We start from the raw sequence: 12671 nt of genomic DNA, 5'->3' as shown, positions 1-12671 counted from the left end.
TCACCCGTCCGGCTTGTGCCGCTTTCGCCAAACATCAACGCCCCACAGTAGCCGCAGAACAGCTTGGTGGTGAGCAGATAGTCATCCTCTGCCTTTCTACGGGCAGGGGCTTTTTTGTTTTTGGCGATTTTCTTCTGCACATCCTCAAACAGTTCCAGTGGAATGATGGGCGGGATAGCATCCGGCACGACCACATCCCGGAATTTCAGTTCTCCGATGTACCGCCGGTTCTTGAGCATATGTTCAACGCTGTTATAAGTAAATGCACCGCCCACCGGGTTCTTGATGCCGTTTTCGTTCAGCCAGTCCCGAATCTCCTTCATTGTGGAGCCTTCATTGTACTTCTTGAACGATTCAAGCACAAAAGGCGAGGTGAGAGGGTCGATGTGGAACTTCCGCTCGGAATCCAGCGTGTACCCAAAGGTTCCACGGCCACCGTTGCAGCGGCCTTTCAGGATGTTCTCGGTCTGTCCACGCACGACCTTCTCGGCAAGGTCAGCGGAATAATACTCGGCATAACCTTCCAGCACAGATTCCAGAATAATGCCCTCCGGCCCCTCGGAGATGATCTCGGTGGCAGACATGAGCTTGACGCCGTTCTTCTTCAGTTGGGTCTTATACCGGGCACTGTCGTAGCGGTTCCGAGCAAAACGGTCCAGCTTCCAGACCAGCACAATGTCAAACAGCTTCTTGTCGCTGTCCTTAATCATCTGCTGGAACTCCGGGCGGTTGTCCGTCTTGGCGGAGATAGCACGGTCAATATAGTGCTTGACGATGGTGATGCCGTTTTTCTCGGCATAAGCCGTGCATTCCCGGATCTGGCCTTCGATGGATTCTTCGCGCTGGTTGTCCGAGGAATAGCGGGCATAGATCACGGCGGTCATGGCAGGCACCTCACTTTACACATCATTGAACGGTGGAACGTTCATCTTAAGCAATGTTTCGTATAATGTATATACCACAGTTCTGCCCTGATTGCAAGCCCAATGATTTATTTTCATGATTCCAACAGACAAATTGTCTTAAGATTATATTCCGAGCAAAATGTGAAGTCCAAGCCCGGCCACGCCGCACAGGCACATGGTCAGGATGGGATTCCACTTGAGCTTCCGTAGGACAAAAAATGCCGATGCAAAACTGCCGATGCCGATCCAGTCTACGTTGGCGAGCGTCTTTGCACTCTCTCCGAACACCACCATAGACAGTATAGAAAGACCTGCACCAAAGATAAGCGCTACAATGACCGGACGCAGGCAGGCCAGAACACTTTGCAGCAGAGAAATATCCTTGTATTTACGATAGATGTAGGATAGAAGTGAAACAAAGAACAGCGCCGGTGTAATGCAACCTAGTGTTGCAATGATGGCTCCGGGTACCTGCGCGATACGCAAACCAACAAAAGTTGCCGAGTTGACCGCAATGGGACCAGGGGTCATTTCTGCAATCGTGATGAGGTCAGTAAACTCCTGCATCGTCAGCCAGCCATGTTGTTCCACCACTTGGCTCTGGATCAGCGGCATGGCCGCATAGCCGCCGCCTACGCTGAACATACCCACCTGCAAAAAGCTGAGAAAAAGCTGTAAGTAGATCATTTTGCACCACCTTTTTTCCACTGGACCAGAGCCAGCACCACGCCGAATACTGCAGCGGCAAGGATGACCACCACCACATTGACATCAAACACCGTATTTGCGACAAACGCTGCGACCATCAGGGCAATATACACCCATGAGCGGGTCTTCAGCACCTTGCCGCCGAGGTCGAATACAACATCCAGAATGACCGCCGCCACACCAGCCTGCATTCCCTTGAGTAACAACGCGATATAGCGATTGGTGGCAAAAGCATTGTAGAACACAGAAATGACTGAAAGAATGACCATAGGTGGGATGATGGTGCCCAACACTGCCACGATCATTCCAATCAAGCCTTCTACCTGCCAGCCTACCAGAATTGCAGCATTGACCGCGATTGCGCCCGGAGAGGACTGCGCCAACGCTGTCATATCCAGCATTTCCTGTTCATCGATCCAGTGCAGCTCATCTACAAATTTTTTCTTCATAAAGGTCACGATGACAAAGCCGCCGCCGAAGGTAAAGCTGCTAATGTACAGCGTACTCAAAAACAGCTTCCAAAGCCGTGCTAACCGTGTACCGTATGTTTTATTTTCATCCATACAAGTTTTCTTCTCCTTTTTTTGATTTTCGGACAACTATATTCGTTTTCTTACTATTTCAAACAGCTTTTAACTGTTACTGCTTGCGAAAGCCCGTATTTTCCGGTATCCTTGTTTTAAGAACTGCGAAGCACGGAGGGAATCTCTATGAAACATAATACATTTCTCGTCAAGCCAGCGTCCAGCCTGTGCAATCTGCGTTGCCGGTACTGCTTTTATGACGATGTTTCCAACAGCCGAGCCTGCAAAAATATGGGACTGCTTTCCCATGAAATGGCAGGAGAACTGGTTGAAAAGGCTTTTGCAGCCACAGAGGAAGGCGGCAGCGTCCATTTTCTGTTTCAGGGCGGCGAACCGACTCTTGCCGGGTTGGATTTCTTCCGGTTCTTTCTGGAAACGGAGCGTTCCATGCAGCGCAATATCTCTGTGTTCCACAGCATCCAGACCAATGGCATTTGTCTGGATGAAGAGTGGGCTTCCTTTTTCAAAGCCAACTCTTTCCTCGTAGGCCTCTCTCTGGACGGCACACAGGAGAACCATGATCTCTATCGGCTGGACGCAGCTGGGCAGGGCACATGGGATAAAGTAACTCATGCGCTTGCGCTGCTGGATGCCTACAGGGTCGAAACGAATCTGCTCTGTGTTGTGACCGGACAGCTGGCCAGAAAGCCGCAGCGAGCCTTCAAAAGCCTCTGCGAGTTGGGACAGCACAATCTGCAATTCATCCCATGTCTTGACCCACTTGATACGATTGGAGGGCAGGCATATTCTCTAACGCCGGAACTTTATGGTCGTTTTCTGTGCGGCGTCTTTGATACTTGGTATCAGCAGCTGCAACGAGGCAATTATATCAGCGTTCGCAATTTTGAGGACTATCTGCGTATCCTGCTGGGAATGCCGCCTACCTCCTGCGCTTCCTCCGGTTCCTGTGGACATTATCTTACCGTAGAAGGTGACGGAAGCCTTTATCCCTGTGACTTTTATGTTCTGGATGAGTGGAAGCTGGGAAATCTGAGCCACTGTACCGTTGAAGATGCGCTTGATTCTCCCACAAGCCAGACATTTCTGGCACAGGGCCGCAAACGCCCGGCGGAATGCGCAGCATGTGCTTATCAGCTGCTCTGCCGGGGCGGATGCAAGCGAGATTGGGATGCCTCTGGAAGCAACCGCTTTTGCGCAGCGTATAAGCAGTTCTTTGCCTATGTGCTTCCGCGCCTGCATACTGCTGCACATTTTCTGGCACAACAAAACCGATAAAGAGATTCTCCCGGAGAGCAGTACTGCCTCCGGGAGAATCTTTATTTTACCTTTTTGATCTTCCGGATGGAATGGCCATCGTAGAGGATGGGCTTCATGACATAAGTGTAGTTCCGGTCATCGCATTCGCCGGTGGAAATCATCTCCATAAGCCGCAGCGCAAGCTGACGTCCCATCTCGAAGCCTTGCTCCACGGAGCAGGTAACATCCTCCTGCCGATAAGTTTCTTCGGAATAATCAAAACAGACCAGCGAATAATCTTCGGGTACAGTCTTCCCCATTTTCTGCAGGGTTTTCATGACCAGCCGATAGATGATGTAGTTGCAGCAGACGATAGCGGTGCATTTAGGGATGCTCTTCAGAAATCTTTCAATGGAACGGACATAGCTTTCGTTGTGGGCTTCGTCCGAAATACACCACTTGATGTAATCATCGTTCAGTTCCAAACCACGATTTCGCATCGCTTCCGCCATGCCTTGAAACTTTTCTACGCTCTGGTAGTTGTCGTACACGAAGATGCCTGCAATGTGGCTGTGTCCGGCATCCATCAGGCGTTCTATCAGCTGATGGGCACATTCGATATCATTGATCGTTACGCGGGGGCAGCGCAAGTTCCGATAGAAGTTGTTGTAGAATATCACCGGGATCTTACGTCGGTAAAGCTCCTTGTAGCAGTCAAGATTTGGGCTGAGGATGCTCGATTTGACACCATCCACGATGAAACCGTGAAAATTCTGATGTACCACAGTCTCCAGACAGCGGCGTTCGTTGCAGAATTTGTTATCGGTCAGAAATACATGGAGGTCAACCTGCTCCTGCGTCAGGACACTGCGAACCCCTTCGATTAATCCCGAATTTGCACTCGTATCCTGACCTTGCAAAACAAGGCCGATCTTATAAAGTGCATCCTCGGTGTTCAAATCGCGCGTCATCACCTTTTCCCGGTGGAAATAGGTGCCGCTCCCTTTGACTTTGTACACGATTCCTTCATTCACCAATCGGTCAATGGCAACTCGAATCGTTTCCCGGCTGACGCCCAGCTTTCGGCAGAGTGCATTTTCCGAGGGCAGTCGTTGATTTCCAGAAAACTTGTTTTCGTCGATATAAGCCAGAAGCCAACGATATACCTGAGCAGATTTTTTCTCAGCAGCCGAGAGCATGGGCAAACGCTCCTTTTCAGTCGGTGATGGTGGGGCGGGTGCCTTCTGCGTGCTGTATCCAGTTCAGCAAGCGCTCACGAAGCTCCGCTTTGACGTCGGCGTATGCAGGATCTGCGACAACATTGTTCAGCTGCCACGGGTCTTTCTGCATATCATAGAGGAAGTCGTCCGCATACACATCAGATGCCGCAGCCTCGCCGCCATTGACACCGGGGGCATAGACAGAGTACATATAATCTGCCGTGCGGATGCAGCGGCCGCAGCGGCTCTCCGAGATTTGGGCGTAGACCTCATTAGCTCTATTATGATTTTTCTTTTCCACAACGTCAAGCAGATTTTCGCCGATCATCTTGTCGCCGACATCCACGCCTGCCAAAGCCAACAGAGTCTTGGGGATGCTCTCGGTGCTGACCAGCTCGGTGACTTCCTTGCCGCCCTTGAACGGGCCGCCGCAGATGACCAGCGGCACATGCAGGCAGCCGTCGTGGCACGAGCGCTTATAGTCATCGTATCCGTTCAGATGGGCGTCGCGGTTGCGGGTCTTGAAATGAGAGCCATGGTCGGAAGCGTAAAGGATAACAGTATTCTCATACAGACCCTTTTCTTTCAGTTTTTCCACCAGCTTGCCGAGGTTCTCGTCGAGGCTTGCGCACTGTCCCAGATAATCCGGATACTCTTCTGCTGCATTGCCGCCCAGAGCCTTCAAGTCTTCGGGGAGGACAAAATCCGCAAATCGCTGCTTCGAGCCGTTGGGGCCTTCGTAGTGGTTGTGGTCATTCTGATGGTGCGGCTCAATTTGGGATACGGTCATGAAGAAGGGCTTTTCGCCGGTGTACTGGTCGAGGTAGTCCAGCGCGAACTGGTTGATGCAGTCAGCACGGTAGCCCTTAAAATCGATGCGGTTGTTGTTCTCGTCGAACACATAGCCGTCGTAGCCGTGGGAGGTAAATTCCAGCACATCGGCTGCACGCCAGTAGCCGGTGTAGCCGCCGCGCAACTCCAACGGAACGGCTGTAATGGTATGGTCAATGGTCGGCTTCTTTTCCAGCTCGCCATCCGAGGCCAGATGCCACTTGCCGACATAGGCAGTTTCGTAGCCGGCATCTTTTTCCATATACTCGCCCAGAGTCTTGATATTCGAGGGCAGCATCAGGTTATTGCGGAAACAGCCTGTCTCCGTGGGGTATTTTCCGGTCTGGAACAGGGCGCGGCAAGGGCCGCACACCGGCTGGGGAGAGAAAGCATTGTCAAATTTTACGCCCTCCTCTGCCAGCTTGTCCAGATTGGGTGTGACGTTGAGCGGCTGGCCGAAGCAGCCGCAGGTATCCCAGCGCTGCTGGTCACTGAAGTAGAAAATAATGTTATATGCCACGGTCTTTACCTCCTTTTACTGTTCCACTTTCGCGTTCTTCGTTTCCTTCATCTTGCCGCGCAGGATGCCGATGATAACCACCACGATCAGCGCAATGAAGATCCAGCAGAACACGCTGCCAAAGAAGATGTTGGGGCTGCCGTCCGAGATGAGCAGGGCGCGGCGGAAGTTCGTCTCGGTCATATTGCCCAGCACCATGCCCAGCAGCACAGGGACAGCGGGCAGCTCCAGCTTGCGCATGAACCACGCCATCACGCCGAACACCAGCGCAACGCTCAAATCAAAATAGCTGCTGTTCACCGAGTAAGCACCGGCGAAACAGAAAATCACGATGATGGGGGTCAAGATCTGCTGAGGGATGGAGACGACCTTTGCAAACAGGCTAGTCAGGTATTTGCCCTGCAGGAACATGAAGATGTTCACGAGGATAAGGCCCAGCATGATGGCATACATGATAGCGCCGTCGGTGGTGAACAGCGAGAGACCGGGGTTCAGGCCATTTATCATCAGGGCCGACAACATGATGGCCACGCAGCCGTCGCCGGGGATGCCCAGCGTCAGCAAGGGAATCAGGGTCGCGCCACAGACGGCATTGTTGGCAGACTCAGCAGCCGCAACGCCCTCCACAGAACCGTGGCCGAATTCCTCGGGATGCTTGGACAGGTTCTTCGCAGTGTTGTAGGAGAACCACGAGGCCTCCGACGCACCCGTGCCAGGTACGATACCAACACAGGAACCGATGATAGAACCCATCAGCACTGGTCGGAACATCCGCTTGTATTCATCTTTTGTGATTTTGCCGTCATCATTGCCGATTTTTCCGGCGTGAAGGTTCAACTCATTCCGCTTCAGCTCTGCCTTGCCAATGATTTCCACCAGTGCGAACAAACCGATGAGGGTAACGGCAAGGTCAAGACCCAGATACAGACGGGGAATACCAAATGTAAAGCGGTCATAGCTGGTCATGGGGTCTGCGCCCACACAGGAAATAAGCAAACCAAGGCAGGCGGCGATGATGCCCTTGACAAGGCTCTTACCAGAAACGCCTGCAATAATCGTCATGCCGAACAGGCAGACCATAAAGTACTCCGCCGTGCCGAGCTGTGCCGAAATTTTTGCGACCTGAGGGCCGAGGAAGAGCAGCACCAACGCAGAGAAGATACCGCCAAAGGTAGATGCATAAAGTGCAATTTTCAACGCCGCCTTAGTGCGGCCCATTTTGGACAGCGGATAGCCGTCCAGCATAGTAGCCGCCGCGTGGGGCGTACCCGGCGTGTTGATAAGGATAGCCGATACCGAGCCACCATAGCCACCTGCGCAGTAAATGCCCAACAGGAACATCATGCCGGGAATCGCACGCATGGTATAAGTGACAGGCAGGAATAGGATGATGCAGAGGATAACACTTAATCCCGGGATGGCCGCGAACACGCAGCCAATAAAGACGCCGAGGTTTATCCAGATGATATTTTCGAGGGTGAAAAGCAGCCCGGAGGCCGGGCCGATAAAGTCAAACAAACCCATATTCTGCCTCCTCAGAAACTAACATTCAGCACAAAGTGGAATACGACCCAAATCAACACAGCCATTGAAACTGTGATGGCATAGTAAAGGGGTTTCTTGCAGCGGAAAAAGACCAGAAATGCCAGTGCGCAGAATACAGCGCCCACAACAAACAGATCCGTGACCTCTGCCAGCAGATAAGTGACCACCAGAATGAGGACGATGACGAGTGCTTTTGTTTCCACCAAAAGATTCAGCGTTTTAGTTTTGGTCGGGCGGTGCATCACCATGTTGTATGCCTCGCGGCCCACCAGAAGGGCGCTCATGGCCAGCATGAGCCAAATCAGCATCGTCGGGAAAGCGCGGCCATTCACAACGTCTTTTTCCGAGATCTGCACCTGCTGCGGCATGATGAGCAGCAGCACGATGCCAATGACCAGAAACAGAATGCCGCAGATCAAATCAACAGGGTACTCGATGTTCTTCTTCTCGAGCTTCGCGCCCCAGTCATCCAGTCTTGCTTCGATGCGTTCTATCAGATTTTTCACCTGTTTCCACTCCTTTTTAAATATAAAAGCAGGGGGACGGGGTCATCCCCTTCCCCCTGCTTCAGCTTTTTGTCGCTATGAGGACTTTTTATCAGCCTGCCACGATGTCCTTATACTGCTCGACGATGCTCTTGACGTTCTCAATGTGAGCTTTCACATCGTCCTCGGTCATGGTATCGACTTCCAGCAGCATAGTGTCGTTCAGCCACTCGACCATCTCATCATCGGCGAGGATCTTATCATACAGCTCTTTCAGCTCGGCAACCTTTGCGGCGTCAGTACCTTTGCGAGCCATGACGAAGCAGCGGTTGCGGAAGTAGGGGTAGCCCTTGGAGCCAACGCCCTCAACGCCTGCGAAGGGGCCGTTTTCGATAGCCTTGTCATCGAATGCGCAAACCACATCAACGCCGCCCTGCTGGTAGGTCTCAAGAATCTGAGACTGGTGAGAGACCGCGAAGTTCGTTTCACCCTTAGCTACAGCCTGTGCAGCCTCCGCAGCGGACTGGTACGGAGTCAGTTTCAGCTGGTCGCCGGCACCCATAGAGCCGAACAGAGCCGCTGCCAGGAAAGCCTCGGAGCCGGTAGCGCCGTTAACGGCTACGGATACGGGGTTGCCTGCCTTGACATAGGCCTCCAGATCGTCCAGATTCTTGAGGTTCAGTGAAGAATCAGCGGACAGGACGAAGACGGAGGAGTACAAGTTCTCCACGAACTCGAAATCGTCGTAGCTGAACTGCAGCTTGGCCGGATCCAGAGTCTCGGTAATGGCGAACAGACCCTCACCGGCGAAGACCAGTTCCTTATCATTTGCCTTAGTACTGGACACCCAAGTGTTGACAGTAGCAGCATCGCCCTTGACGGCTTCAGCAACCAGTGTGATTTTATTATCAGAATAATCAGGGGACTTGGCAGCAGCCTTTTGGCTGACCATCGCTGCTACACCAGACGGTGCCCACGGGCAGGTAACTTTCCAGCTCTCCTGTTTGCTTCCGCAGCCGGTAAGCATCGACAAAGCAAGGACACCGGCGGTGACCAACGCCGCAATACGCTTTTTCATCATTTTACTCTCCTTTTTTGTTTTGCCTTTTCGTGTGGTAGCAAGCACTTCACCGTGCTTTTGTTACCAACAAGATAACATTTCAAGCAATTTTAAGTCAACAAATTTTTTTATTTTGCAAAAAAAGTTGTCTGGTAAAAGAGCTAAATGACCACATCTGTATTTTGCTGTAGAAAACTTATTGTGCATATTGCACATCCGCTTGAATCATCTTTGTGCAGCTTAAATTCTTTCATGATGTAAAGTGTATCATATTCATAATAGAAGTCTTACTATTGTCTCCATTCATAAATAATTTCTTCGGAATCATCTTGACGTACCCTACGAACCATGATATTCTCTATCACAAATCCCACTGAACTTGTAGATTGATTGCAAATCTTCTGCAAAAGTGGTTGGTTATCACCGTGAGACCCACCACTTCAGTGAGGGAAAGTCCACGAAAGAATTTACCGCCCCGCAACACACCCGATCTATTTTGCCGCCGATTCACCCGACAAAATCCATCGCTGCGCTGCGTGGGCGGTATTTTTCTTTATGGGAAACGTACCTTGAAAATTTCATAAGCCGACCGAACGTGATACTGACTTTCCGTCAACGCCGCTGCACAAACAGGGGCAGGAACTTCGTTCGGAGCAAACGGTGACCCCATTACATGAGCAGCGGAACTCTCTACTTATTTTTGCGTCTTAACAATTCGGAAACATTTGTTGAACTTGTCGGGGCGAGGCCCCTCCATCTGCTATCGCAGACCGTTCTGCCGCTTAAAAGCCCCACTGGGGCTTTCATTGCTGCGCTGCGCTTCGCAAACGCGGTCTATGCGTTTTGAGCGCAGCGGTAGAGGGCAAGAACCGTCCCGTGGCCACAAATTTTCAATTCTTGAAAATGTTGTGCTCCATCGGGACTTCACTTCTGCAATGCACCTGCATTTCCGAAGTGATCTTGTTGGGGCGTGCCTGCCCCAAACCCTGCTCATGGTTCGCACCTGATGGTGCGAACAGCAACGGCGTGTCGTGCTTTACATAACTTCACCGAGGAGTTATCGAACAGACAGGAGGTACAATGACCAAAACGAATGTTCAACCGATTCCTAGCAATTCCCAGCACCACGACACGCCGAACAACAAAACGCACGTCATCAAGTTCCGTGTGACAGCGGAGGAAAAAGCGTCACTGGAACTCACTTGCAAACTCCTGAATCTCTCCCTCTCCACTTTTATCCGCCGTGCCATCCACAACGTCAAGATCAAGAAAACAGTCATCGTTGCCGGCGGCGGAGAAGAAACCCTGACCGCTGTTTCCACCCTGCTTGCCCAGTGCAGCAAGGTGGGCAGCAACCTCAACCAGCTTGCAAGGCACTTCAATTCCGGCGGTGCAGACACCGAGCAGATCCGGGCGAAACTCCTTGACGAACTTGCAGACCTGACTGCATTCCGGCTCAGCACCGAGAAAGTTCTGGGTGAACTGTATGGCAACGCTCAAGCATATCAGCTCTAAGAACTCGGACTACACCGCCATCGAAGCGTACCTCGTTTACCAGCACGATGAATTTTCCGGCAAGGTAATTCTGGACGAACAAGGCCGACCCATGCTGCGGGAATCCTACCTGCTCGACACCCTTGAGTGCGGCGATTTCTCGTTTGCAACGGCCTGCCTGCTGGCAAACCGCAAGTATGGCAAGAACACCCAACGTGATGATATTAAGAGCCATCAATATATCATCAGCTTTGACCCCCAGAGATGCAGCCGACAATGGCTTGACCATGGAAACGGCACAGGCTCTTGGCCTGAAATTCTGCGAAGAAAACTTCCCCGGTCATCCCGCCATCGTCTGCACTCACCCCGATGGGCACAACCATTCGGGAAACATCCATGTCCACATCGTGATCGGCAGCATCCGAACACGAGAGGTGGAGCGCAAGCCTTATATGCAGAAGCCCCGCGACTGGCTAGAGGGCATGAAACACTCCAGCACTGCCCAGACCATGCGGCACTTGCGTGTTGAGGTCATGGAATTGTGCGAGAGTGCTGGACTGTACCAGATTGATTTGCTCAACGGCTCGAAAGAGCGTGTGAGCGAAGCTGAGTATTGGGCGCGCAGGCGCGGCCAGTTGAAACTTGACCGTGAAAACGCAGGCCTCACCGCAGCTGGACAGCAGCCCCGGCAGAAGAAGTTTGAAACCGTAAAAGATACCCTGCGGAAACAGATTTCTTCGGTGCTGTACTGCACAACGAGTTTTGAAGAGTTTTCCGATAGACTTATGCAGCAGTATAGCATCACCGTCAAGGAAAGCCGTGGGTGTCTGAGCTATCTGCCCGCTGGCAGAACGAAGTTTATCCGAGCGAAACATCTCGGGGACAAGTTCGATAAGGAGGCAGTGCTTGCCACATTGCAGGCAAACGCCGAACGCAAACCTAAGGTGCAGTTCAAACAGGATACCATCGGGAAACTGATCGACATCCAGTCGAGGATGACCGAGGGCAAAGGCATTGGCTATAAGCGTTGGCTCACGAAACACAATCTCAAAGTTATGGCACAGACCGTGAAGCTTTTGCAAGAAAAGGGCTTGACCGACGAGGACGCCCTGAACCAGCGCATCGCCGAACTGGAAACCAAGTATCACGACTCGCTGGCGGTGGTGAAAGACCTCGAAGGTCGCATGAAAGCCAACAATGAGCTGCGCTATCACATCGCAGCCTACACCAGCACCAAGAATGTCGCACAGCAGTTAAAGACTGCCAAACGACCCGCAGCCTTTGAGGAGCAGCACCGTGCAGAGCTGACAGCGTACCGGGCGGCAGCAGCCTATTTCAAGGCAAACGACATCACCAAGCTGCCCAGCCCGAAAAAGCTGGAAGCCGAGTATGCGCAGCTGGCATCCGAAAAGGCAAAGTTCTACGAGCAGTACAAGGAAGCTAAAGAGGAACTGCTCAAACTGAAAACCGCAAAGCAGAATGTTGCGTCCTTTTTCCGGGAGGAAGAACCGGCGCAGCAGGAGAGATAAAGGAGTGTGCGAATGATCAACTTGAAAATCGACCCGGAGTTCCAGTCCCAGATCCCTCCTCTGACCGATGATGAATTTAAGCAGCTTGAAGAAAATATCCTGAAAGAGGGCAAGCTGCTCTCTCCTTTGATCGTTTGGAACAACACCCTTGTTGACGGACACAATCGTTATGCCATCCTCCAGAAACACCCGGAGATTTATTTCTCTACCATGCCGCTCCGATTTGAGAACCGCGAAGAAGCCGTTGCGTGGATCTGCCGGAATCAGTTGGGACGGCGAAACCTGAGTCCTGAACAGAAACGCTATCTGCTTGGGAAGCAGTACGAAGCCGAGAAGAAAGCTGCAAAAATCTTTCGGGGCAATCAGTACACTTTAGCAAAGAAAAGTGGTGGTGATCACGGTGATAACCACCACTCCGGGAAGAAAACCTGCGACCGGATCGCAGAGGAAAACGGTGTCAGCCGTGCCTCCGTTCTTCGTGCCAGCCACTATACACGAGGCATCGACATCGCAGATAATCTCTCTCCCGGCATCAAGCAGAAAGTCTTTTCCGGCGAAGTGAAGTTCACCAACGAAGAAATGTCCAAGCTTGT

11 protein-coding genes and 1 pseudogene are annotated in these 12671 nt (G+C 51.9%); 4 read left to right on the top strand and 8 right to left on the bottom strand.

Translation table 11 applies throughout. The annotated features are described in order from the left end of the window. The 3 genes from WMO17_RS12795 to WMO17_RS12785 all read right to left on the bottom strand — a co-directional run. Window positions 1–884 (bottom strand): recombinase family protein (locus tag WMO17_RS12795; RefSeq protein WP_349138285.1); only part of this gene is annotated, 884 nt, incomplete at its 3' end. 144 nt (window positions 885–1028) lie between these two features. Continuing rightward, entirely contained in the window at window positions 1029–1592 is a 564-nt protein-coding gene (locus tag WMO17_RS12790; protein WP_015536709.1) for a chromate transporter, read from the bottom strand. Next, window positions 1589–2176 carry a chromate transporter gene (locus WMO17_RS12785; protein WP_005941143.1) on the bottom strand — a complete coding sequence of 196 codons (588 nt, stop codon included), beginning with the start codon at window positions 2174–2176 and terminating at the stop codon, window positions 1589–1591. Before WMO17_RS12785 ends, WMO17_RS12790 begins: the two co-directional genes overlap by 4 nt. Before the next feature lie 147 nt (window positions 2177–2323). Here WMO17_RS12785 and WMO17_RS12780 point away from each other — a divergent pair, with 147 nt between their 5' ends. Beyond that, window positions 2324–3433: an anaerobic sulfatase maturase gene (locus WMO17_RS12780; protein ID WP_015536708.1), complete on the top strand. Its 1110-nt coding sequence runs from the start codon at window positions 2324–2326 to the stop codon at window positions 3431–3433. 41 nt (window positions 3434–3474) lie between these two features. Here WMO17_RS12780 and WMO17_RS12775 read toward each other — a convergent pair whose 3' ends face one another. The 5 genes from WMO17_RS12775 to WMO17_RS12755 all read right to left on the bottom strand — a co-directional run bounded on the left by WMO17_RS12775 (window position 3475) and on the right by WMO17_RS12755 (window position 9076). Further along, a complete protein-coding gene (locus tag WMO17_RS12775) occupies window positions 3475–4593 on the bottom strand; it encodes a GntR family transcriptional regulator (RefSeq protein ID WP_158395646.1) in 1119 nt (372 codons plus the stop codon). 16 nt (window positions 4594–4609) lie between these two features. Further along, window positions 4610–5965, bottom strand: a complete 1356-nt coding sequence (locus WMO17_RS12770; RefSeq protein WP_097776425.1) for a sulfatase family protein — start codon at window positions 5963–5965, stop codon at window positions 4610–4612. Window positions 5966–5980: 15 nt separating this feature from the next. Then, complete coding sequence (locus WMO17_RS12765; RefSeq protein WP_223450514.1) at window positions 5981–7489, bottom strand: tripartite tricarboxylate transporter permease; 1509 nt, start codon at window positions 7487–7489, stop codon at window positions 5981–5983. Between the two features lie 11 nt (window positions 7490–7500). Then, complete coding sequence (locus WMO17_RS12760) at window positions 7501–8016, bottom strand: tripartite tricarboxylate transporter TctB family protein (protein WP_179859583.1); 516 nt, start codon at window positions 8014–8016, stop codon at window positions 7501–7503. A 91-nt stretch (window positions 8017–8107) separates the two neighbouring features. Then, on the bottom strand, window positions 8108–9076 hold the full coding sequence (locus tag WMO17_RS12755; protein ID WP_005941123.1) for a tripartite tricarboxylate transporter substrate-binding protein: 969 nt from the start codon (window positions 9074–9076) through the stop codon (window positions 8108–8110). Between the two features lie 1059 nt (window positions 9077–10135). Here WMO17_RS12755 and WMO17_RS12750 point away from each other — a divergent pair. From WMO17_RS12750 to WMO17_RS12740, 3 genes and pseudogenes are all read left to right on the top strand, one after another. Further along, window positions 10136–10570, top strand: a complete 435-nt coding sequence (locus WMO17_RS12750) for a plasmid mobilization protein (RefSeq protein WP_349138282.1) — start codon at window positions 10136–10138, stop codon at window positions 10568–10570. Next, window positions 10542–12078 (top strand): annotated as a pseudogene (locus WMO17_RS12745) (relaxase/mobilization nuclease domain-containing protein). Before WMO17_RS12750 ends, WMO17_RS12745 begins: the two are co-directional and overlap by 29 nt. A 12-nt stretch (window positions 12079–12090) precedes the next feature. Next, the coding region (locus WMO17_RS12740; RefSeq protein WP_494337418.1) for a ParB N-terminal domain-containing protein at window positions 12091–12671 on the top strand (581 nt) is incomplete at its 3' end.

Source organism: Faecalibacterium faecis (assembly GCF_040096475.1).
Lineage (GTDB): Bacteria > Bacillota > Clostridia > Oscillospirales > Ruminococcaceae > Faecalibacterium > Faecalibacterium taiwanense.
The sequence above is the reverse complement of the archived record's forward strand: the minus strand, read 5'-3'. Positions and strand labels throughout refer to the sequence as shown.

What these genes read in the sequence shown, in the direction of transcription:
- WMO17_RS12780 (WP_015536708.1), top strand. Translation starts at nt 2,324, where the DNA reads ATGAAACATAATACATTTCTCGTCAAGCCAGCGTCCAGCCTGTGCAAT.
- WMO17_RS12785 (WP_005941143.1), bottom strand. Translation starts at nt 2,176, where the DNA reads ATGGATGAAAATAAAACATACGGTACACGGTTAGCACGGCTTTGGAAG.
- WMO17_RS12755 (WP_005941123.1), bottom strand. Translation starts at nt 9,076, where the DNA reads ATGATGAAAAAGCGTATTGCGGCGTTGGTCACCGCCGGTGTCCTTGCT.
- WMO17_RS12790 (WP_015536709.1), bottom strand. Translation starts at nt 1,592, where the DNA reads ATGATCTACTTACAGCTTTTTCTCAGCTTTTTGCAGGTGGGTATGTTC.
- WMO17_RS12750 (WP_349138282.1), top strand. Translation starts at nt 10,136, where the DNA reads ATGACCAAAACGAATGTTCAACCGATTCCTAGCAATTCCCAGCACCAC.
- WMO17_RS12775 (WP_158395646.1), bottom strand. Translation starts at nt 4,593, where the DNA reads ATGCTCTCGGCTGCTGAGAAAAAATCTGCTCAGGTATATCGTTGGCTT.
- WMO17_RS12765 (WP_223450514.1), bottom strand. Translation starts at nt 7,489, where the DNA reads ATGGGTTTGTTTGACTTTATCGGCCCGGCCTCCGGGCTGCTTTTCACC.